This window comes from Paenibacillus sp. FSL K6-1217 (assembly GCF_045040735.1).
GTDB lineage: Bacteria > Bacillota > Bacilli > Paenibacillales > Paenibacillaceae > Paenibacillus_AQ.
The window spans coordinates 2626833-2648234 of record NZ_CP150271.1; the positions used below are offsets into that span (position 1 = coordinate 2626833).

The 21402-nt window shown below is 51.9% G+C and carries 20 protein-coding genes; 6 read left to right on the plus strand and 14 right to left on the minus strand.

The genetic code is table 11. The annotated features are described in order from the left end of the window. Positions 1-3 precede the first annotated feature (3 nt). Together MHH28_RS11895 and MHH28_RS11900 are read right to left on the minus strand one after the other, a co-directional pair. Positions 4-2334 carry a glycosyl hydrolase family 65 protein gene (locus tag MHH28_RS11895; RefSeq protein WP_405115094.1) on the minus strand — a complete coding sequence of 777 codons (2331 nt, stop codon included), beginning with the start codon at positions 2332-2334 and terminating at the stop codon, positions 4-6. Then, complete coding sequence (locus MHH28_RS11900) at positions 2334-4637, minus strand: glycoside hydrolase family 65 protein (RefSeq protein WP_405115096.1); 2304 nt, start codon at positions 4635-4637, stop codon at positions 2334-2336. The genes MHH28_RS11895 and MHH28_RS11900 overlap by 1 nt, the downstream gene beginning before the upstream one ends. A gap of 414 nt (positions 4638-5051) precedes the next feature. On the opposite strand from MHH28_RS11900, the gene MHH28_RS11905 reads away from it, so the two are divergent. After that, entirely contained in the window at positions 5052-5771 is a 720-nt protein-coding gene (locus tag MHH28_RS11905) for a Crp/Fnr family transcriptional regulator (RefSeq protein WP_405115098.1), read from the plus strand. Positions 5772-6330: 559 nt separating this feature from the next. On the opposite strand, the gene MHH28_RS11910 is transcribed toward MHH28_RS11905, so the two are convergent. The 7 genes from MHH28_RS11910 to ric form a co-directional block, all read right to left on the minus strand. Beyond that, positions 6331-6813, minus strand: a complete 483-nt coding sequence (locus MHH28_RS11910) for an NUDIX hydrolase (RefSeq protein WP_405115100.1) — start codon at positions 6811-6813, stop codon at positions 6331-6333. Between the two features lie 17 nt (positions 6814-6830). After that, positions 6831-7451 carry an NAD(P)-dependent oxidoreductase gene (locus tag MHH28_RS11915; protein ID WP_405117024.1) on the minus strand — a complete coding sequence of 207 codons (621 nt, stop codon included), beginning with the start codon at positions 7449-7451 and terminating at the stop codon, positions 6831-6833. 594 nt (positions 7452-8045) lie between these two features. Then, entirely contained in the window at positions 8046-8864 is an 819-nt protein-coding gene (locus MHH28_RS11920; RefSeq protein WP_405115102.1) for a formate/nitrite transporter family protein, read from the minus strand. A 19-nt stretch (positions 8865-8883) separates the two neighbouring features. After that, the gene (nirD, locus tag MHH28_RS11925; RefSeq protein WP_405115104.1) at positions 8884-9228 is read right to left on the minus strand and encodes a nitrite reductase small subunit NirD; all 345 of its coding nucleotides are present in this window, start codon (positions 9226-9228) and stop codon (positions 8884-8886) included. 25 nt (positions 9229-9253) lie between these two features. Further along, complete coding sequence (gene nirB / locus MHH28_RS11930; protein ID WP_405115106.1) at positions 9254-11680, minus strand: nitrite reductase large subunit NirB; 2427 nt, start codon at positions 11678-11680, stop codon at positions 9254-9256. Positions 11681-11949: 269 nt separating this feature from the next. Continuing rightward, positions 11950-12597 (minus strand): hypothetical protein, encoded by a 648-nt coding sequence (locus tag MHH28_RS11935; RefSeq protein WP_405115108.1) that lies wholly within the window; start codon positions 12595-12597, stop codon positions 11950-11952. A gap of 171 nt (positions 12598-12768) precedes the next feature. Next, entirely contained in the window at positions 12769-13494 is a 726-nt protein-coding gene (gene ric / locus MHH28_RS11940; protein WP_405115110.1) for an iron-sulfur cluster repair di-iron protein, read from the minus strand. Positions 13495-13690: 196 nt separating this feature from the next. On the opposite strand from ric, the gene MHH28_RS11945 reads away from it, so the two are divergent. Further along, positions 13691-13915, plus strand: coding sequence for a helix-turn-helix transcriptional regulator (locus MHH28_RS11945; protein ID WP_405115112.1), 225 nt, complete (start codon positions 13691-13693; stop codon positions 13913-13915). Next, on the plus strand, positions 13893-14336 hold the full coding sequence (locus MHH28_RS11950) for a DUF6773 family protein (protein WP_405115114.1): 444 nt from the start codon (positions 13893-13895) through the stop codon (positions 14334-14336). The genes MHH28_RS11945 and MHH28_RS11950 overlap by 23 nt, the downstream gene beginning before the upstream one ends. 222 nt (positions 14337-14558) lie before the next feature. Here MHH28_RS11950 and MHH28_RS11955 read toward each other — a convergent pair whose 3' ends face one another. From MHH28_RS11955 to MHH28_RS11970, 4 genes are all read right to left on the minus strand, one after another. Further along, positions 14559-15281: a hypothetical protein gene (locus MHH28_RS11955; RefSeq protein WP_405115116.1), complete on the minus strand. Its 723-nt coding sequence runs from the start codon at positions 15279-15281 to the stop codon at positions 14559-14561. 373 nt (positions 15282-15654) lie between these two features. Then, positions 15655-15972, minus strand: coding sequence for a helix-turn-helix domain-containing protein (locus MHH28_RS11960; RefSeq protein WP_341184814.1), 318 nt, complete (start codon positions 15970-15972; stop codon positions 15655-15657). 125 nt (positions 15973-16097) lie between these two features. Continuing rightward, on the minus strand, positions 16098-16421 hold the full coding sequence (locus MHH28_RS11965; protein ID WP_405115118.1) for a hypothetical protein: 324 nt from the start codon (positions 16419-16421) through the stop codon (positions 16098-16100). Between the two features lie 32 nt (positions 16422-16453). Then, complete coding sequence (locus tag MHH28_RS11970; RefSeq protein WP_405115120.1) at positions 16454-17389, minus strand: Gfo/Idh/MocA family protein; 936 nt, start codon at positions 17387-17389, stop codon at positions 16454-16456. A gap of 149 nt (positions 17390-17538) precedes the next feature. On the opposite strand from MHH28_RS11970, the gene MHH28_RS11975 reads away from it, so the two are divergent. Continuing rightward, on the plus strand, positions 17539-18150 hold the full coding sequence (locus MHH28_RS11975) for a TVP38/TMEM64 family protein (protein ID WP_405115122.1): 612 nt from the start codon (positions 17539-17541) through the stop codon (positions 18148-18150). Positions 18151-18248: 98 nt separating this feature from the next. Continuing rightward, complete coding sequence (gene msrA, locus MHH28_RS11980) at positions 18249-19235, plus strand: peptide-methionine (S)-S-oxide reductase MsrA (protein ID WP_405115124.1); 987 nt, start codon at positions 18249-18251, stop codon at positions 19233-19235. A gap of 402 nt (positions 19236-19637) precedes the next feature. Here msrA and MHH28_RS11985 read toward each other — a convergent pair whose 3' ends face one another. Further along, positions 19638-20780 (minus strand): DUF4349 domain-containing protein, encoded by a 1143-nt coding sequence (locus MHH28_RS11985; RefSeq protein ID WP_405115126.1) that lies wholly within the window; start codon positions 20778-20780, stop codon positions 19638-19640. Positions 20781-21154: 374 nt separating this feature from the next. On the opposite strand from MHH28_RS11985, the gene MHH28_RS11990 reads away from it, so the two are divergent. Further along, positions 21155-21307 (plus strand): DUF1540 domain-containing protein, encoded by a 153-nt coding sequence (locus MHH28_RS11990; protein ID WP_076079942.1) that lies wholly within the window; start codon positions 21155-21157, stop codon positions 21305-21307. The last annotated feature ends 95 nt before the right edge of the window (positions 21308-21402 follow it).

Sequence of the window (21402 nt, forward strand, 5' to 3'; positions counted from 1 at the left end):
TTGTCATGCTCCTCTCTGATTGGATTGGAATGCTAACTCCAGAATCGCACCGGGCGGGCACAGCACAGTCTCACCGCCGAACCCGACGAAGCTTACCGCTTCGCTGTTGCCCGCCGCTGCCGTAACCGTGATCTCTTCGCGGCCGATCCGCAGCCGGAAGCTGCTTCCGCGCAGGACCACCGGCAGCTCGACTGCGCTCCAGCCTTGCGGCAGGGCAGGCTGGAGCCGGGCGGTCTCTCCGTCAAAGCTCAGGCCAGCATAGCCAAGCACCGCCGCCATCCAGGCACCGCCGTTGGCCGCCGGATGCGTTCCGCCAATGTAGAGATCGCCGACATACTGCTTCGACTCACCAGTAAGATCTATGGTGGCAGTACGCATGAAATATGGATATCCCCAGTCCGGCAAGCCAATATCCGCAGCAGCCAGCGCGTAAATACACGAGCTGAGGCTGGAGCCATGCTCGGTTCGCGGCTCATAGAATTCCCAGTTCGCCTGCTTCACTTCCCTGCTGTACCTGTCCCGGAACAGATGAAGCATGAGCACCACATCGGCCTGCTTCAGGATTCTTGTGGTTGTTGCCAGCCCGTTGCCTCCGCCCCAGTACTCATTCGGATGAATAACCCTCTGCTTCAGCTCAGTGAGAGGCACATCCTCCAGCTTGAGATACCGGTCGAATTGTTCAATCACCAGCGTCTCCGGGTCCGGCTGGGGAACATAGAGCTGCGCCAGCATAGCTGTGAACTCATCCAGGAATGGCCCGTCCGCAAATGATTCCGCAAGTACGGTATAGGCGGCCGGATATTTGTCCTGCAGCCTCTCTGCTGTCTGCAAGGCAATCTTCAGCGTCTCCTGAACCAAGGCGCTTGTGAACGCATTATTATTCACCCGCTCATGATATTCATCCGGTCCGGTGACATCCAGAAGCTCATAACGCTGCTTCACAGGATTATAGTACGCATAGTAATAGAAGAAACGCGCACATTCCCAGATTACCTCTGCCCCGCCGTCTGCCAGAATACTGTCATCTCCCGTGAACAGGATGTACTGCCAGAGTCCATGCACGACATCTGCACTGATATGAATCTGTTTATCACGGAAATAGGTCCGCATGGGCCGCCCGGTGAACACATCGTTTACATTGAACAGGGTGCAGGCATCATCCCCCGAATCCTGGCTCTCCCAGGCATAAAAAGCGCCCAAATATCCATACTCCGCCGCCTTCTGCCGCGCACCATCCAGCGTTTGGATGCGGTACATCATCAGGTTGCGGGCGATGCCGGGATCGCTGTGCAGAAAAAAGGGCAGCATAAACATTTCCGTATCCCAGAAAACAGCGCCTTTATAGACCTGGCCGGACAGCCCGCGTGCAGGAATGGATACTCTCTCTGACTGCACAGGTGCAATGATCAGCAGCTGATAAATACTGTAGCGCAGCGCAAGCTGCGCCTCTTCATCCCCTTCAATGACACAATCGCTGCGCGACCATCGCTCTTCCCACTTCAGCCGATGAGCCTCCAGCAGGCTGGCATATCCTGTGGCGGCAGCCGCCTGGACGGTCTGCACCGCCCGCTCATCAGGACTGCCTTTCGCTGGATCTCCTTGCGTATCCAGACCTGTATACACGGCTGCATATTTCCACCATGTATAAGTCTCACCAACCTTGGCGTCTATAGAAAAATGGCGCAGCGCGGTCCCCCTATCCAGCACGATAACAGCATCAGCCAGTTCCCCCTGTTCTGCCAAGCCGAACACTGTAAGCTCTGCCACCGCTACCGGCAGCCCCAGCTCCCCGGTAACCGCTGTTGACAGCAGCGCCCCGCCAGCTGAGCGGCTCTGCTGCTCTAGCAGATGGGGGCCATTGATATCCCATACCGCGCCATCGATTCCCGTCGTAATCTCTATCCGGCAATCGGCGGTGCAGTGTAGGGTCCAGCTGGCGGCCAGCAGATGGTGCTGATCCATACTGGCGAACCGCTCTGCCGTCAGGGTCACCCTCCCGCCTCCCGGGATGCCGAACATCGTCTCCCGCCGGTTTATAGCCGAGCGGAAATCCAGGCTCTGAGTATGAGCCAGCGGTTCGGTCTCCAGCACACTTAGCTTGCAGCCGTTGGCACTGACTACCGTATACAACCCGTTCGGAGCATTCACCGGCTCACGCCACTGGCTGCCCGACCTGTCGTATACCCCGGCCAGCGTCACCGCTGCAAGCTGCTCCTTCCCGAACTCCTCCAGCACTCCCCGGAAGCCCAGATAGCCGTTGCCGGCCATATATTTGTTGCCGTTCGCCGTAATCCGTCCGGGCTCGAAGCTGTGCTCGCTTACCGTCCAGCCCATTACACAGCCATCCCTTCAGCGAGCGGCAGCTCGATCCCCGCTTCATCTACAGTCACCCGCTGATCATAGATCAGCACCTCTGCGCTTCCTCCATTAACTGCTTTGAAGGAAACCGACTCCGTATTTACCGTAATGCCCAGCAGCACGCCCTTGCACATCACCTGGAAGCTGTAGGCGGTCCACTGCTGCGGAAGCACAGGCCGGAAGGACAGACAATCCCCGTCCGAACGCATCCCGCCGAAGCCGTAGACGATATTCATCCACGCTGCGGCGATCGATGTGGTATGCAGCCCCTCTCTGGTATTGCGGTTATAATTGTCCAGATCAAGGCGGGTAGCGAACTCGAAGAACCGGTACGCTTCCTCCGGCTTACCCAGCTCACTGGCCAGAATGGAGTGAATGGATGGGGAGAGTGAGGACTCATGAATGCATCTCGGTTCATAATATTCATAATTCGCCAGCTTGGACTCGCGGGAGAACTGCCCGTTATACAGGAACATGAACATCAGCACATCCGGCTGCTTAATCATATCGTAGCGGTATAGACGATCATAAGACCAGTTGGCATAGAGCGGGAACTCCGTCACCGGAATCGAATGAATATCCAGATGCGGCATGTCGAAGAAGCCGTCATGCTCCTCGTAGATGCCGCTGGCGGGATCGAACGGGATTTTCATATGCGCACGCTTGTGGTCCCAGTCCGCCAATTCCTCTTCCCGGAGCGCCGTTGCCGTTATCACCGCTGCATATTCTTCCGGCACCTCTGCCTTCATGCTGGCTACCGTTTCAAGCGTATATTCAAATAGCTTCTCGGCCATCAGATTGATGTAACAGTTGTTGTTGACCATGAGCTGGAATTCGTCCGGTCCCATCACGCCGAAATATCCGTATTCCCCGGTGCGTTGCCCCCACTGGCCCCGGGAGGCGTAGAAACGGCTGATCTGAATCAGCATCTCTGCCCCTTTGCTGTAGAGGAACTCCAGGTCGCCGGTGTTCTTCACATAATGCCAGATACCGTAGGCGACTGCCGTCCCGACATGAAGCTGCAGATTGGAGTGCTGCCACAGGTCACAGCTCTCTGTCCCGTCAATCGTGGCAATCGGATAGAATGCGCCCGTGCAGTCCACATCCTTCGCACGCTGGAGCGCCTGAGGGAGCGTCTTATAACGGAATTCCAGCAGACTGCGGGCCGCCTTAGGGTTATTGAACAGATAGAACGGCAGGCAGTAGGACTCGGTATCCCAGAAGGCAAGCCCCCGGTACGCTTCGCCAGTTAACCCCTTGGCGCCGATGTTGTACCCGGGATGGTCCCCGTGGTATGTCTGATACAGCTGAAAAATACAAAAACGGATGCCCTGCTGATTCTCCGGGTCACCCTCAATCCGGATATCGCTGGTGGCCCAGATGCCGCTCCAATAAGAAGCCTGGTCTGCGAACACCCCCTGCACCTCCAGGCGGTCAGCGGCCGCTGCAAGCTCCATGCCTTCCGACCAAAGATGCTCTGCATCAAGAGAAGCATCAGTGCCCGTCACATTGACCACAAGCTTCGTGAAAGTCTCCGGCTCTCCCCGGGTCAGCTTCAGCGCGAATTGCCGCCCGATATAGCGGTCGTCTTGGACAAGCTCAGTTTGCAGCGCCTGGGAGCTCTTCAAGACAAATCCCGAGAACAGCTGATTTCCGGTGTTCAGCGTAGCCGCCATAATGGCTGTAACCGCTCCTTCGCCGCCGCGCTCCAGCTCCTTCCACATGCTTTGGCCGCGTTCCTCATGAACCATGCCGAAGTCAAGCCCCGTACAAATATCCACCGTACCCGTGAAATTAAGCGGGGTGAAGCTAATCTGCTGCAGCCCCAGATGGGACATCGTCATGCTGACCAGGCGTGTGAAGCGGAGCTTCAGCTTTTTCCCGTCCGCAAGTCGCCAGATGAACTCCCGTGTGTAGGTTCCGGTGCGGAAATCCAGTCTGCGCGTATACGCTTCTATGTGAGAATGAGCCAGATCCAGCGCTTCACCGTCCACCGAGATCCGGGTATGCAGCCAATCAGTGCCATTCACCATGTAGCGCAGCGACCGGATAATGCCCTTATAGTGATTACCAACCTCCATCTGCTCATTCAGTCCGTTGAAATAGCTGCCCGGCAAGGAATCGCCGCTGTAGCCCTCGTCCGCGTACCCCCGCACCCCCATATACTCATTGCCCAGTGAAAAAATCGATTCCGAAATCCGGTTGCGATCCGGATCAAAGCCTTCCTCAATAATTGCCCAGGGGTCGGTCTTCAGATAGGGATCTGCTACTTTTGCCATAGTTGGAACTCTCCTTCGCTATGAGATGCTCGGTCCGTCCCGCCGCCCCCGGCGGAAGTACGGACACTTTAATTCCAGCGTATCGCTAAGCCCGCCCGGGACCAAGGTCAGCCTGTAAGAGAGTTAGGTGCATTTGTACGGAACCACATGAAGAGAAGAGACAAACACAAAAAAAGCAACTTCTCTTCTGTCTATCCAGAATAAGAGGCAGCTGTTATAATATCCTGTAATCAGGTGAATCCGTCCATGATGGGGCTAAAAACATGCGTCTTCTCACACAAATGAAGTGAAAATTATCACAATGTTAAAAATTCGACACTTTTAAACGAAAATATTTACCCATAAAGAGGAATTTCAAGGTATAATTAATTTAAAATTTACTGAAAAACTGAGGGAATAAAGGGGATGTCGATTATGATAAAGGAACATTATAATGTTATCGAAGCCCGCGGCAATACAAACTGTTTCTCCGAACAGAATTTTAACCGCCTGTTGGTCACGATGAAGGAACGTGTAGTCCCTGAAGGATCACACCTGTTCTGGGAAGGCGATTTCTCGGATAAACTGTTTTATATCAAGCGTGGACGAGTGAAATTAACCAAATCTACAGACGAAGGCAAGGAACTGATTCTGTACATGTATCAGGCTGGTGATATGGTGGGTCAGGCTGACCCGTTCTTCAGCACGAAGCACAGCTTCACTGCCGAAGTCATTGAAGAGAGTGAAGTGGGCGTGATCGAGCAGAAGGATCTGGAGATTCTGATCTGCCAGCACTGTGACTTCGCCATTGACTTCATGAAATGGATGGGTATTCATCACCGTCTCACACAGACGAAATTCCGCGATCTGATGATGTACGGCAAACCGGGCGCACTCTGCTCCACACTGATCCGGCTTGGCAACACCTATGGTGAGAAGACGGGCGACAGCATTCTGATTAACAAAAAAATCACGCATACAGATCTGTCCAACATGATCGGCGCTACCCGTGAGAGCGTTAACCGGATGCTGAGCGATCTTCGCAAAAAAGATGCAGTGGAGTATGAGAATGGCATGATTGTCATCAAGGATCTCGCGATGCTTCAGGAAATCTGCCACTGTGAATTATGTCCCAATGAAATTTGCCGAATTTAATTTCCTAACAATAATACCCTCTATTCACCTCATTGAAACATATCTGACCCAATAAATTTAATAGAGTGGTCAAGGCGCCCTGTCCCGGCGTCTTTTTTTCTTGTCTGTCGATGAATTCACCGCACTAGTACAGCACCAGATTTAATATTGTGAACATGATCATTACCGGACCTTAACGAGCCAGCGTCTTATTCGCACAGCAGTCATTCGGATGCTGTAGGCGCTGGAACGATAGTAACTGCATTTTATACAATGGAATGCTGTAAAAAAGGCTTCGAAATAGAATCTATTGTATTCCGTACAATTGAATGTTAAACAAAGGCCAGTTTTCACCCAAAATCCAACATTCCACTGTATGAAATACAATAGAATCTCATTTTACGATCAGTAATCCATTTTCTATTGCAGGAAATACAATCACCTACTTGAATATAAGAGCAGAAATCGGTAACGCGTGCAGGATCAGCCCAATATCTAGCTTGATGTTCATACTCAGCCTTTAACACCCCTGCGGTCATTCTTACAGTTTTAAAAGTTGATGCTCTACTAACGGCACATCCTATGTACCTTTTACTTCCCAATCATCATGGTATTCTGGTGTTACAGGCAGCTCCTCACCCTTAAGGAACTTTGCAGCATATACGGCTAACGGAGAAGCTGAATCGAGGGTTATGCTAGTGATATCCATCCATTCCGCCCCGCGGGAATCCTGTTCCTCGAACTTTGAAATGGCAACTGGCCCCTCTTCCCCGGTCAATTCAACCTCATACAAGGCTGCCAGATGATGCATCTGCGTAAAGTGATCTTCGTTATGCCGGATAAAAAAATCGTAGGTGCCCAGGTTCTGTTGTACCTTTACTGTATAACCAGTCTCTTCAACAAACTCTCTGATCAAGCCGTCGACCAGTGCTTCACCAGCCTCCAGTCTTCCACCAGGCAGATCGTATCTTCCGCTATAAGGGCCTCTTCCTTTATGGATCACCAGCAGCTTGCCGTCACGCTGACAAATTCCATATACGCCAAAATGGTTAAAGCTTTGCATCGCAGCTCCTCTCCTTATCAGTAAGCTATACCTACACGGGCTCTTATGAATTCGCCAGCATCAATTTGGCTATAAGTAAATTCTGCTGTATCCGCTACAGATATTTCAGTGCCGCCTCCGGGCAAAATATCTTGTCTCACACGATAGCTTCCCCAACGTTCTCCGCTCACCAGAGCGGTTGGACACACAATGGTCCATTTCAGAGTCGATCGCTCCAGCAAGCGGTATGCTAGTTCATGTTCTTCTGCGGCACGGGTGGACCTGCGTTTAGATTCGCTGGATTGGTAACGCAGGAGTTCCGGGGAAAGCTCACTTTGGAGAATGCCCGCAGTTCCTACGGTTATAATGCGCTCGATTCCTTCCTCATACATGGCTCCGATGATAAAAGGCATACTCTCTGAAAGAGTGGTTGTCCCGTCAATGTTCAATGCACTAATCACTACATCATTTCCCTGTACTGCCCGGGAGACATCATCTTGACTAAGCGCATTACCTTGAATGATCGTCAGGTTGGCATGGAGCGGCTGAACCTTCTCCGGCGTGCGGACCAACACGGTCACATGATGTCCATCCTGAAGAGCATGAGTAACGATGTGACTCCCCACCCGGCCGGTGGCACCAAGAATCAATATATACATTTGAAAAGTAACCTCCTGGGTTGTGACATTAATTCCTTTCTGCAATTGATGCGATTCCGGTAAATGCAGCGTCAATTCCCAGATCAGAAGATGAAATGATATGCATTCCAAAAATGTTCACCCACAGTTCGGTGACTGTCCAGACTTTTCATCAGATGTTCCCGCTCGACAAAGGAATCTTCAAAGGCTGTCGCATCTCCAGTGTTGGCTGCATGGATTAAGCGCTGGAAACATGAACTGCCCCTTCTATGAACTGTTTGGCTAAATACGTATAAATATACCATTAAATTCTATACAGCGAATAGTAAAAGATAAGCTTGCTGCTTTAATATACAGCCCGTTGGCATAGTGGAGCCTCCCACAAAGCATCTTCTCTATAGCCACCGAACAAATTACCTTAACAAATAAAGAATGTATCCGATTTTCCGCATACATCTTACCACCGTCCCCCTCACCTGCCCCATGTATTCGGTTTTTCACATACATCTGAGCCCCCGCACGTCAGCACCGGCCTAATGTATTCGGTTTTCCGCATACATTTACTCCATGCAAAAAAGCCCCGCAGCCATCTAACCGCTGCGGGGCTATTCCTATTCAGCTTGCCTTCTTCGTCTGAGGTGGAGCAGATAGCTTACGCGAAGTTCGCACAGGTGAGATCAGCCAGTAGGCCATGCCGACGAAGACACCGCCGCCGATGATGTTGCCAAGCGTAACAGGAATCATGTTGTGGAACCAGCCGGCGATGCTAACAGTCTCTGGATGATTCGGCAGCAGCACGGCTACGCTGAGGAGCGTCATGTTCGCTACACTGTGTTCATAGCCGCTCGCGATGAAGGCGAACAGACACCACCAGATCAGGACCAGCTTCGCCGCTTCACTCTTGGCGCGGGAGGACATCCACAGCGCCAGGCAGACCAGCCAGTTACAGAGAATGCCGCGGAAGAACAGCTCGGAGAACGGCAGACTCATCTTTTTGGCGGCGGCCGCGAAGATCAGATGCTCGGCAGGCGCTGCCTTGAAGAGACCCGAACCCTGAATCAGCAGCGCCAGCACCACAGCACCGGCCACATTGCCGAGGAATACCAGGACCCAGTTCTTCACGGTGTCCCAGACTGTAGTTCTCCCGGCAAGTGTGCTTACCGTGAAGAACATATTATTACCCGTGAACAGCTCTGAGCCTGCGAAGACCACCAGGGTCAGGGCAATCCCGAAGGATGCGCCCATAATCAGCGGCTGGAACGGTGACTTGATCGCCGCCAGAGGCGCCCCCAGCGAGAAGATCAGAATAATACCAATACCTACATAAGCTCCTGCCAGGAGTGCCGCCAAGAAATACTTGGGCAGGCTCTCATTCATTTTGTCGCGTTTCCCTACGGCTGTCTCAACGATATTCTCTACGCTCTGCGTAAACATATCCGCACCTGCTCTTCCTTTAATTTAGGCTTGCTACTGCCGCAGGCAGAGTGACCTTAACAACTCCGCCCTCTACGACAGCCGGATAGACATCTGCCTGCCCCCGGTCCGGGGCCTGAACCTCTCCCGTGCGAAGGTCGATCTTCCAGTCATGCAGCGGATCATATAAATAATAGCCTGATACGATTCCCTCCGCGAGCGGACCGCCCTTCGGGTGGGGACTGTGGTTACGGACCGCATACACTTCTCCGTCCGATGTGCGGAATATTGCTAATTCCACCTCTCCTGCATGAACTACACGGCCGATCTGCAGCATGAAGTCTTCCACTGCTCCAACAGCATATTCCCGATTACTCCGTTCCATTATCCTCTCTCCCTCTCCCTTTAGACTATACCTGTGTCTGTTCGAACAGTGCGGTGCGGGTGTTTTTGTCATCCAGCATTTTCCGCCAAGGATCACTCACCTGGGCCAGGGCAAAATCAATACGTGCCGCCAGCTCCTTACGGTTGTCGTCACTGCCCATGACCACAGTCTGGATATGCTCAAGACCCATACGCTCTACCCATTCGGAGGTTCTCTCCAGGTAATTGCCGGTTTCACGGTAATACTGGATAACAGCGGAGCAGACCTCAACCAGTTCCTCGTCGGTCTTCACCTTGCAGAAGGCATCTGCGATCCGCGGCTTAATCCCGCCGTTGCCGCCGATAAATACTTCCCAGCCTCCGTCATTGCCCACAATCCCGATATCCTTCGTGCAGGACTCTGCACAATTACGCGGACAGCCGTTAACCGCCATTTTGAACTTGGCCGGCATATCCAGCCGCTCATACTTGCGTTCAAGCATAGCGCCCATGCCCATGGAATCCTGTGTACCGAAGCGGCAGAACTGCGAACCAACGCAAGTTTTTACCGTACGCAGCGACTTTGCATAACCATAGCCGGACGGCATATCCAGCTCCTCCCACACCTTAGGCACATCTTCTTTTTTGACACCGATCAGGTCCAGGCGCTGTCCGCCCGTTACCTTCACAACCTTCACATCATATTTCAGGGACACATCGGCAATCCGTTTCAAATCCTCGGGAGTGGTCACCCCGCCATACATCCGCGGTATAACTGTATAAGTTCCGTCCTTCTGAATATTGGCGCTCATCCGTTCATTGACGAACCGGGATTCCTTCTCGTCCTCATGGGTGTCCGGATAGATCATGCCTAAGTAATAGTTCACTGCAGGGCGGCATTTCGAACAGCCTTCTGCCTGCTTCCAGTCCAGAACATGCATGACTTCCTTGGTGGTCCGGAGACCTTTGGCCGTAATTTCGGCTACGATCTCATCCCGGCTAAGCGAAGTACAGCTGCAGATTCCCTGCTTGGCGCTCTGCTGGAAGCTGTCTCCGAGAACGAATTGCAGAATCTGCTCCACCACTGGCTTACAGCCGCCGCAGGAGCGGGTGGCACCCGTGCAGGCTTTAATCTCATCCACCGTAGTGAAGCCGTTCTCCGTAACAGCATCCACAATCGCTTTTTTGGTTACACCGTTGCAGCCGCAGACGATTTCTTCATCGGCCATTGCTTCGACGGACATGCCTTTCTTGGCTCCGCCTCCGCCGCAACAGCTCGTGCCCATTACCTCGTCGTAGATTTCGTTCGTCATCTCTGTGCCGTTTTTCACAAGCTTCTGCAGGCTGGCAGATTCCGTGACATCACCGAACAGCACGGCACCGACAATCACATTATTCTTAAGCAAAATCTTCTTGTACGTTCTCTTCCATTCATCCTTGGCGGAAATAACGGTATGCTCCGGCGTTTCGGTGAATTCACCTGCCGAGAATACATCTACACCGGAAATTTTGAGTTTGGTTGCCACAACGGAGCCTTCATAGCCCGGAGTCTGTACACCTGACAGATGCTTGGCAAGAACCATGCCCTGCTCGAATAGCGGTGCGACCAGTCCGTAGCAGGTTCCCCGGTGCTCTGTACATTCACCGACCGAATACACATCAGCCATAGAAGTCTGCAGATAATCGTCAACTACAATCCCGCGGTTAACGGTAATTCCGCTGTCCTTGGCAAGCTGGACATTAGGCTTAATGCCCACTGCCATTACTACAAACTCTGCCGGCAGCTCACTGCCGTCACTGAAGCGCAGGCCGGTAACCCGTTCTTCGCCGGTGAGTTCAACCGTCTGCTTGCCCATAGCGAATTTCACACCTTGACGTGTAAGCTCTGCCTGCAGCATTGAAGAAGCGGTACGGTCCAGCTGACGCTCCATCAGATCCTCCAGCAGATGAACAACGGTGACATCCATACCCAGATTGACCAGGCCCTTCGCTGCTTCCAGACCCAGCAGTCCTCCGCCGATAACAGCCGCCGTACGGTACTGCTTCGCCGCTTCCAGCATCGCATCACAGTCCGCGATATCGCGGAAGCCGACTACCCCATCCTTAGTGCTGCCGGGTACGGGTAGAATGAAAGAGTTCGAGCCTGTTGCAATAATAGCTTTATCGTAAGGAACCGCCAGTCCGTTATCGGTCAATATTAGTTTATTTTGTTCATCGATCCGGATAACTGTCGTGCCGGTATGCAGTGTAATATGATTATCTTCATACCACCCGAGATCATTGAGAATGATGTCTTCAATTGTTTTGCTGCCTTCAAGTACATAGGACAACATAATCCGGTTATAGTTGGGATGCGGCTCACTGCCGAAGACAGTAATATCATAAGCGCCGCCCAGCTTCAGAATCTGCTCAATAGTGCCTACTCCCGCCATGCCATTCCCAATCAGCACTAACTTTTCTCTTTCCGCTGCCACTGGTAGACCCTCCTTCAGAAACTCTAATTTCTTCAATCAACTTACCTGATAGGAAAATTATACTGCCCCCAATTCCATGGCAAGTGTGACCGCAGTCACACCTTATGTGAATTTTTTCACACAATTAGAAACAACTTCCCGCCCTTACTGAGGACAATCTATAACGTGTAGCTTAGAAATTCTTATATTTCAAAAAAACGGATAACTATGCAGTTTCGCACAGATATCCGTTCATTGGGACCACATTTCACTTATTTCACTTCATTCACTTATTTCAGTACCAGGGAGATCTCCAGCTTGTCCTGCGGACTGAGCTTCATATCCACTCCATTACCGAGCAGACCTTTATCGTTGACCTTCAGTCTCCATTCCTCGCTGCTGAGCGGGGAATATTCCATCACAGTGAGCACCGTCCGGTTATCTTCGGCAAGCTTGACCATGCCGCTGTTTTTCAGCAGTCCCTTGACAGACATATCCTGCATAAAAGGAAGCACATGCGAATGGGTCAGCCCTGGCTGCTCGCTCCCCCCGTTCACTGTGATGATGACAGGTTGAAACATCTTTCCGTTGTCGGCAGGCCCTGCCGACATCGTAATAGCTGCACCCGGTTCCACGGTCGTACTCAAATCTTGGACCTTCTTGCCGTTCACTTGAATCTCCCAGCCCATATCCTGACCGAGGGAGACCTTATTCACCTCAAGAATCTTATATCCATCCTCTGAAAAATTCACAACGCCGCTCTTCTTGAACAGCTCTATAAGTGAATTCCCAGGCATATAGGCTTCATTAAGCAGTCTGGCCGAGCTTCCGGCCATTTCGCTGTCCCCTATCTTGACCGAAAAGGCGATCCCTTGCCCCCCGTTACTGCTTCCGGCATTCCCTGATCCCCAGCTGCAGCCGCTTGCCGCGGCCAGCAAGAGAAGGCACAACATTAAGCGCATCCATTTCCCAGACATTCCACGGCACCGCCTTTATATGTATTTTCCCGGACTCTTTAAGGATAACGCATAGAGGGAGGGTTCTCAAATCATTTTTGCCGGCAGAAAAAGTAAAAAGCCCCCGAAGGGACTTGTACCTTGCAGCTGGTCCTATTGATAACGCAGGAAGAGAATGTTGTTCTCCAGATGCACATGCTCAAAGGTCATGCCTTCCAGTTCTTCAAGACGGGCATAGGTCAGGCGATAGGTCGTGCAGGCATGTGCGGGCGGTGTGTAGTCATTAGTGACTCTGCGCAGTTCACGCAGGATCTCTCCGGCCCCGTCATGCTCTGCTTCCAGACTCTTCAGCAGTCCGCGCAACTCAGCCTGTCCTTCTTCGCTCGGGTTCTGAGTGTAGGCCAGCATCTTAGGGAATTCGCTCTCTTCTTCCTGCGCCGTATGCTGGAGCAGCTCTTCACGCAGCGTATTGAACAGACGGTGCATCTCTCCCAGGTGCAGTGAATCCTCACCATGAACGCGGAACACCTTAGTAACATTTTGGCTGATTAACGGAAGCTCTTCGCGCAGGTAGCGGTGATGCTTATTCACGATATAATCCACCAGTTCCTCGGAAGAAGCTTCGTTCCAGGCTGTACCCTCCTCCAGAACCGGATGCTCCTCCTGCAGCTTGTTCAGATCCTGAACCATTGCTTCGGGGTCAAGACCTTTCTCGGCAGCGGCTTCAGCCAGCGGCTTTGCACCTCCGCAGCAGAAATCGATCCGCTGAGCCTTGAAGTAATCTGCTGCTTTAGGGAACTGCAGGACAATATCCCTTACCATTGCTTCCGGGGTGAACCCGGGATGAATTGTTGTATCGTTTAATTGATTGGACGCCATGTTGGCCCCTCCTCAGGTTAAGGTATAGGTTTGTGCTTCTTTTCACTTCTACACCTTATCACTGGCTTTAGACCAAACTTGTGATTGTACGCACTGAATATAACAAATTTTAATGAACGAGAGATTTTAATACTTATATGTTAAATATACTAGACATTTTGTTATGTATATATTACACTATGCCTGAGGTGAGGGAATGGGGAAAAATCTGAGGCTCAAAGCCTCCAGAGCAGAAAAAGACATGTCGCAGAAGCAGCTGGCTGATGCTGTGGGGGTCACCAGACAGACGATTATCGCGATTGAGAATGGTGATTACAACCCCACCTTAAGATTGTGCATTGACATTTGTGTAACGCTTGGGAAGACGCTGGATCAACTATTTTGGGAGGGAACGAAGGATGGGCAAAACGAACCTGGATGAGAGACAATTACAGAAGCGGCACAAGGCGGGGAATCAGGCATTTCTTTTGATGGCATTCTTACTGCTGGCAGACATGGGACTGCAAAATTACGGGATCAGGTGGCTTGAGTATCCGCTGAGCAATTACACGATTTTCATGCTTGGCGTGGGCTCCTATCTGGTACGGCTGATCTGGAGCGGTGCATATGTGGGACCTGGCGGAGGGCAGAGCAGAGTGAACGGGAGAAGCATTGCGGGCGCAGCTCTGGCGATGCTGGTGGCGGCCTGTGTTGTTATTGTTACCTTCATGAATCCATCCGCTCAGACAGCAGCTGACGGCAACGTAAACGGGAAGGTGATTCTGATTATTTCTGTTAGCGCAGCACTGATCATCTTAAGCACTGTGTTCTTGATCCGGCGGAGGAATAACCGGGCGGAGTAGAGCGGCTTGTGCTGCTGTGAGTCACTAGAAGTAGATATAAAGAATTTAAACAAAAAAGCAAAAGAAGCAGAGGGGAAATTTGGAACTGTAGGAGCGATAGCGTCCGCCTTTGTGTTTGGATTTCTACCGCGAGGAGCGGTACATAGCAGGAAATCCAAACACAACAGCGGCCGGAAGTCCAAATGTTCACCGCAGCGACGACTGGCTTCTAGTTCAACTCTTTTATTGAACAGTCGCCTGCATATACGTCCGCTTGCCCTGTGCATCCTTCAGATAGGGGCCGAGACCGGCGAACCGTGAATGATCCACATATACCCCTGTCATCCATCTGCCTTCGGTCAGGCCGCCATTCCACTGCAGCACCAGATCGGGGGCAGAGATCCATTCCTGGTACACTCTGATGTTCTTGTCCTTGTATTCTTTGGCTGGTTTATTCAATTCCCTCAGCGGTACGGGTGTCAGATAGGTTGGCACGAAATATACAGAGATTAGCTCCATATCCTCCTCACTCAGAAAAGCCTCCCCCCCCAGGTAAGGCTGGAGCAGCCGGGTGTTCTCATACATGGACCAGATCACAGCTTGAAGTACCATGCTCTGGCTAATTCCATTATGAAAAGTAAAACGGCGCTGTACATGGGTGCCACTCCCTTCCTGAGCCGTTACAGGCTCCAGGCAATGCCGTTCACAGCCGATGCATTTCCAGCCGGACGGGCCCTGAATCCATTTCTGAAATACGCTGCCGCTGTCATTGTCCCCTTTATATAGAGAAGAAATAATCTCATAGGGCACACCGATCCACGCATCCCACAGCGAATCCGGGAGATGGCTATGAAGCATGAACAGCACCTTGTCATAGATCAGCTGCACTTTAATCGAAGCAGTCTCCAGTTCGGCGACATCCTTTTTTCCATAGGTTATTTCCCGGGAAAACAAGGTGATGGTCATGGTCCTCGCCTCCTAAAAGTTTGGTGAGCCTTCTGCATCCTTCAATCAGCATCGTCCAAAACTCGTCTCGTTAGCATACACCTGCCGCATACCCCTGGGCTTTTCCTACTTTTGTTAACGCTTCCACACATCCGTAATATTTAGTATGTTCTATTATATTACACAGGTATGCCCTGAGTGCAAGGTTTATTTGGCCAAAAATTGTATAAAAAATTAAAAACGGCTTTGTGGTCCTCTCAAGGACGGTACCGTTTCAGCGAGAAAAAGAAGGATAAGTTACCGTATGCAGCATATAATTTCTTATATTTATATGAAAAGCCCCTTACCGGGTTACCCGGCAAGAGGCTGTCATCAGAAATAATATACGTTACTGCTATTCCACCCAGCTCTCGGCCCAGGTCTGGATTTGCTGCATGACCGGCTCAAGTGCACGGCCTTTCACAGTCAATTCATACTCAATGCGCACCGGTGTCTCCGGGTACACATGACGTACCAGAATGCCCTCGCATTCCAGATCCTTCATGCGCTCGGACAGCATCTTATCGCTCATTGACGGAATCAGTCCGGAAATATCCTTGAACCGCTTGGGGCCGCTCATCAAGGTCTGAATAATGAGTCCGTTCCAGCGCTTGCCCAGAAACGAAAAAGCCGTCTCAAATCGCGGGCACATCGTCAGTTGATGTTCTTCCATGGTTATCACCTCTCACTTATGAAGCTTACAATTAGTTAGTATATATAATTTTACCACATTTATTCTGGAATGAACATCGTTTGCCAAAAAAAAGTTCATGAACCACAACTATTGTATTCCGGCGCTCATTCCTTGGTGTCACGGGCCTTGTCCCTTAGCTGGATGGCCTCTGTAACCACATAAGCAAGATCATCGTTGCTGTATAGGGAGAGGACTCCCAGCACCGTATCATCGGAGATGAACCCGGACTCCTCCTCGGATACCGTTAAGGCCAGCGCTCTGGCCAGCGCCTGATTCCCCTCCTGCTGCGGATAAGCCTGCAGATACAGGGCATGCGGGTCCAGCCGGTTATTCACACACCACTGGGCAAACACCAGAATCATCATCTCCTCGTCCCGCTTATAACTCTCGATGATCCGCTCTTCCACACTCTTGTCGTAATCCTCCATGTTGTTCTCCTCTCTGATGTCAGTCTGACCGCTTAGCGGCTTAGCTTTGCTGCTAATTCATGGCTCGGCAATACAGCCGAAGCGGAAATGCCGCATTGCTCCGGTGTCGCTATATTGCTGAGATAATGGCTGACCGCACCGCTGAAGCCTCTGCGCTCCAGCACCGTATCCCAGCTGCCGAAGTTCTGTGTGCGCGGCAAGGAGCCTTGTTCATATAATATAACCCGTTCCATGTCGGTCACCTCCACCGATCTGCCGTGCCCGTGCAGCTCCAGCTTCTCCAGATCGGCTCCGGCATCCCGGACCATACTGTAATGGCCGGTTGTCCCGTTGTCCCAGCCCAGCATTCCCGAAGCCTGCAGAAGCCGGCCCTCTGCATCCGCCTTCAGGCTGCTGTGAAGCAGCTCATAATCCCCGCCGGACAGCCAGAGCAGCAGATCCAGCATATGGATCAGATCATCATGGATCGTCTCATGGCTGCTGCCCTGCTGCAGCTTCGTCCGGTGCTTGACTGCGGCGGATTGGCTGATGCCTCCGGCCTTGTGCAGCCAGGATTTGGCCGCTGCATACATCGGGGCATAGCGGCGGTTGAAGCCCACGCCCAGCAGCAGCCCCTTATTCTCTGCAAGCCCGGCCATCCGGCGGGATTCCTCCAGATCATAAGACAGCGGCTTGTCCACATATACGGACACCCCATGCTCCAGGCAAGAGGTAACCAATTCATAATGCGTAGTTGTGGGACTATGTATGAACACAGCATCCAGATCCCAGGACAGCAGCTCCTTAAGCTCCGTTGTCCCCCGCTGGAGGCGATAGGCCTGGACTGCCCGCTCTACCGTAGAAGAGGAGTGGCTGAGCACTCCCACCACCTCGGCCTGATCATGACGGGAGAGCAGCGGCAAATAGACTTTACGGGCAATATCGCCAATGCCGATCAAGGCCACTCTTTTGCGTACAGGTAGTTTCATTGCAGCATCTCCCTTACATTTGGGCTGATTTTCAGTCCCCTATAGGTGTATTATACCGTGACAAGCTGTGTGAACAATGATCTTTGCTTCAATAATACGTTTTTTTTCAGTATGATGAAATGGATGGAGTGAAGAAGGGGCATAGTATAATGAGAAAATGGCTGACTGTTATTGTGTATGTTTCGTGTATCATCCTCGCGTTTATCTACAGGTATGAAATTCTGGCCTGGCTCAAAGAGGATCATTCTTTGTATTTGTCTATGCTTGCCGCCACGGTGCTGGCTTTATTTCCGGTCCTGCCCTACAAGCTGATTATCGGTCTGTTCGGGTATGCCTATGGGAGCTTCACAGGAGCGTTAATCTGCTGGAGTGCTACTACGATAGCAGCAGCCCTTGTCTATGGTCTCGTAAAATACATGTTCCAGAGTAAATCCATGGCCTATTTGAGCAGCATTTCGGCGCTGGACAGATTCATGCTCGCTGTTCAGCAGCGTCCGTTTGCGTCCGTGGTGATCGCCCGTCTGGCCCCGTTTATTCCGCAGATGGCTGTGAATATCTACGCGGGTGCGGCCGGACTGCCTTTCTGGAGCTACCTCGGCGCCACCGCACTTGGCAAAATCCCCGGCATCGCCCTCTACGCGTTCCTGGGAGGACAGATGTTCCAGCATCCGCGAAGTGCAGCCATGGCTGTAATCGTGTATATTGCCGTGCTGGCCGTGGCCGGATTATCCATGCGCCGCCGTCCCTCTGCGGGCCGCTGACGCCTGAAGAATCTCCGGTGTGCTGGCAGTAAGCCTCTATTTGATTTATAATTAAATTGTGATCTATTTAATTGCATTCTACAGATGGAGGGATAACGATGAGTGAATTTCAAGCTGATTCTATAAATTTCAAGACCGAACAAGCTACCTTCGCCGGTGGATGCTTCTGGTGTATGGTATCCCCTTTCGAAGAGCTTCCCGGCATTGTCAAGATTGTCTCCGGCTACACAGGCGGACATACTGTGAATCCGACCTACGAAGAGGTATGCTCGGAAACGACCGGACATGTTGAGGCTGTGCAGATTACGTTCAATCCGGATATTTTCCCATATAGCAAGCTGCTGGAGCTGTTCTGGCAGCAGATTGACCCCACCGATGCCGGAGGGCAATTCCATGACCGGGGTACCTCTTACGGAACGGCCATCTTCACCCATTCGGAAGAGCAGCGCCAGCAGGCAGAGGCTTCCAAGGCGGCCCTTCAGGCCAGCGGGCGCTTCTCCGCTCCGATCGTGACGCCTATTCTTCCGGCTAAGCCCTTCTACCCTGCCGAAGAATACCATCAGGGCTATCATCACAAGAACCCGGGCCATTACAAGCGTTACCGCAAGGGCTCGGGCAGGGAGGCTTTCATAGAAGCCCACTGGAAGCACAAGGAGGACCCGCAGAGCCTGAAGGAACGCCTGACTCCGCTTCAGTATGAAGTGACACAGAACAGCGCGACGGAATCCCCCTTCCGCAACGAATTCTGGGATCATCACGGGGACGGGATCTATGTGGATATTGTCTCAGGGGAACCGCTGTTCAGCTCAGAGGATAAGTTCGATTCCGGCTGCGGCTGGCCGAGCTTCACGCGTCCGATCCGCGACTATGCGGTCAAGGAGAACACCGATCTCAGCCACCTGATGGTCCGCACCGAGGTTCGCAGCAAGACAGCGGATTCCCATCTGGGCCATGTCTTCAATGACGGCCCCGGCGCGAACGGGCTGCGGTACTGCATCAACTCGGCGGCGCTGCGCTTTGTTCCCAAAGAGGACCTGGAGAAGGAAGGCTACGGCGAGTACCGCGTACTTTTCGAGCATGCTTAAGGCTGGAGGGTCCCGGCTTGCCTGCCTCTCCAATAGATAGCCACAAGCAATAGCTTCATATATTGTATAACTTACCTGTGCGCCATCACAATGTATGCTGTTTTCCGCATACACTCGGGCACACGCCTGCACAACAGCACAATGTATGCTGTTTTTCGCATACATTCGGGCACATCGCCTGCGCATCAGCACAATGTATGCTGTTTTCTGCATACATTCGGACACACGCCTGCGCATCAGCACAATGTATGTTGTTTTCCGCATACATTTGGGCCACACTTTATCACAACAGAAGAAAATCATAATTTCCTCAACAACCACAAAGCCTCCAGCCCGGATTCACGGGTCTGGAGGCTTTGCACTGTGCATGAATGATTCTGCGCTATCCGGGCGCAGCCGCTGCTACGTGTTCTGCTTATCCGTATCCTCTTCTTCCGCTTCAGCCTTTACCTCAGGCGCTGTATCAGAATGAGGCTGCGCTTCCCGGTCGGGCAGACGGTTACCGCCCAGCCGGGCCTGTTCAGAGTACGCCGGTTGCCGACGCTTGAAGCTTTTCCGTATCCAGAGCACCAGCGCAACCACCACTCCAGCTATAAGCAGGACGGGGAGCGCAGCTGCCAGGAAGACTACAAGCCACTGGAACATCACAGACAACGCCTTCATGCTGCCCTTGAGTGCTTCGGAGGCCCGTTCGCCCAGCGGTCCCTCGCTATTGGACTGGGTAAGGGTAAGACTCTTTTCTGTCTGGTAGAGGCGAAGCTCCACTGTGGAGAAGGATACATTCTGATCGATGTACCGCATTCTGCCCTTAATCTGTTCGATTTGTTCCTGGATTTCCCCAAGCTGGTTGGCGAACTGTACGAGATCAGCCGGTTTGGTCGCTTTTTTCATAAAATCAATATATTGCGCCTCCATCAGCTGCTTCGCCTTGAGCCGTGACTCCAGGTCCACATACTCCTCCGACACATCCTGCCCCTGAATGCTTCTCTGCAGCTTCTCATGCTTCACCTTCTCCAGATTGTTCAGGAACGGAGAGAAGCCCGCCGCCGGCACCTTAAGGATGAAGGTTCCTCCCTGTTCATATTCAGACATATTCTCTGAGAATTCAATAATGTATCCGCCGGCCAGAGTAATCATATTCCGCACTTCGGTCTGCGCTGCTCCGTAGTCGCTTACCTCCATATTGAGGTTCGCCTTGTAGATCAGCTTCTTGTTCAGCCCTGCCACCACATCAGTGCCCGTGAATCCGGCTGCAGCGTCTGTCCCCTGCTCTGTCCCCGTCTTGGGGAGTGCCGGGTTTCCGCCGCCGCCCTTCACTGCAGATTGATCATTGTCAGCCATCGCCGTGTTGGAGGTTAGACTATCCTGCTTGCCTTCCACCTCAGCAGGCGCACTCTCCGCTGATCCGTCTGATGCCGCTTGATTACTGAACGCGCTTTCTGAATTCACTGCCGAATCAGAATTGTTACTCGACGCACCGCATCCTGTCAGAACCACGGCCACAACCACTAGATACAACAAGTAATGCAGACCCCATTTTCGCATGCTCATTCCTCCATAAGTGTAATTGTATGCTGCTTCCGGTGTTTCAGCTTAGGCGGTGTACGGCCATTATCTCTATCGGTCCGTCCGTTCCGCACTTATTCCTCTTGACGTTCCAGAAGCTGGAAGGTTGCAGTTATTCAAGAAAATAACATATAGAACCATTCAGCCCTAAGGGCTCCTGCGTGGTCCCGTTTGCGTAGTGCCCCTTTATTTGTTACAATTACGATTATAAAACGGCAAAAAAACACCAAAAACCCTATTCGCGTAGAATAAGGTTATGGCGCTATTTGGACAAGCTCCACCTTGCCCGGTTAGCGGTAATTCATTTCTTGCCGATTTATGCTGCCTACTACTACAAGAGGAGGTGAACCCTCATGGCAAAAGACGTATTGTGCGCAGTTAATTCTTGCACCTACTGGGCTGAAGAGAACAAATGCAACGCTGAGTCGATTTTTGTTGCTTACCACAGCTCCAAGCAGCCTACACAATCTGAAGAGACAGATTGCAAAACCTTCGAAAGCAAATAATAAATGATTGCAGAATATGAGAGAACCCTCCACAGGTTCCTTCTTTCTTTTCTCATTCTATCAAGAATGAGAATTATTATCAAGTGTTTCCTGCA

Coding starts and splice junctions, on each gene's coding strand:
- msrA (WP_405115124.1), top strand. CDS start 18,249: ATGAGTGAATTTCAAGCTGATTCTATAAATTTCAAGACCGAACAAGCT.
- MHH28_RS11970 (WP_405115120.1), bottom strand. CDS start 17,389: ATGAAACTACCTGTACGCAAAAGAGTGGCCTTGATCGGCATTGGCGAT.
- MHH28_RS11910 (WP_405115100.1), bottom strand. CDS start 6,813: ATGCAAAGCTTTAACCATTTTGGCGTATATGGAATTTGTCAGCGTGAC.
- nirD (WP_405115104.1), bottom strand. CDS start 9,228: ATGGAACGGAGTAATCGGGAATATGCTGTTGGAGCAGTGGAAGACTTC.
- MHH28_RS11900 (WP_405115096.1), bottom strand. CDS start 4,637: ATGGCAAAAGTAGCAGATCCCTATCTGAAGACCGACCCCTGGGCAATT.
- MHH28_RS11895 (WP_405115094.1), bottom strand. CDS start 2,334: ATGGGCTGGACGGTAAGCGAGCACAGCTTCGAGCCCGGACGGATTACG.
- MHH28_RS11960 (WP_341184814.1), bottom strand. CDS start 15,972: ATGGAAGAACATCAACTGACGATGTGCCCGCGATTTGAGACGGCTTTT.
- MHH28_RS11955 (WP_405115116.1), bottom strand. CDS start 15,281: ATGACCATCACCTTGTTTTCCCGGGAAATAACCTATGGAAAAAAGGAT.
- ric (WP_405115110.1), bottom strand. CDS start 13,494: ATGGCGTCCAATCAATTAAACGATACAACAATTCATCCCGGGTTCACC.
- MHH28_RS11950 (WP_405115114.1), top strand. CDS start 13,893: ATGGGCAAAACGAACCTGGATGAGAGACAATTACAGAAGCGGCACAAG.
- MHH28_RS11990 (WP_076079942.1), top strand. CDS start 21,155: ATGGCAAAAGACGTATTGTGCGCAGTTAATTCTTGCACCTACTGGGCT.
- MHH28_RS11915 (WP_405117024.1), bottom strand. CDS start 7,451: ATGTATATATTGATTCTTGGTGCCACCGGCCGGGTGGGGAGTCACATC.
- MHH28_RS11975 (WP_405115122.1), top strand. CDS start 17,539: ATGAGAAAATGGCTGACTGTTATTGTGTATGTTTCGTGTATCATCCTC.
- MHH28_RS11920 (WP_405115102.1), bottom strand. CDS start 8,864: ATGTTTACGCAGAGCGTAGAGAATATCGTTGAGACAGCCGTAGGGAAA.
- MHH28_RS11965 (WP_405115118.1), bottom strand. CDS start 16,421: ATGGAGGATTACGACAAGAGTGTGGAAGAGCGGATCATCGAGAGTTAT.
- MHH28_RS11985 (WP_405115126.1), bottom strand. CDS start 20,780: ATGCGAAAATGGGGTCTGCATTACTTGTTGTATCTAGTGGTTGTGGCC.
- MHH28_RS11945 (WP_405115112.1), top strand. CDS start 13,691: ATGGGGAAAAATCTGAGGCTCAAAGCCTCCAGAGCAGAAAAAGACATG.
- MHH28_RS11905 (WP_405115098.1), top strand. CDS start 5,052: ATGATAAAGGAACATTATAATGTTATCGAAGCCCGCGGCAATACAAAC.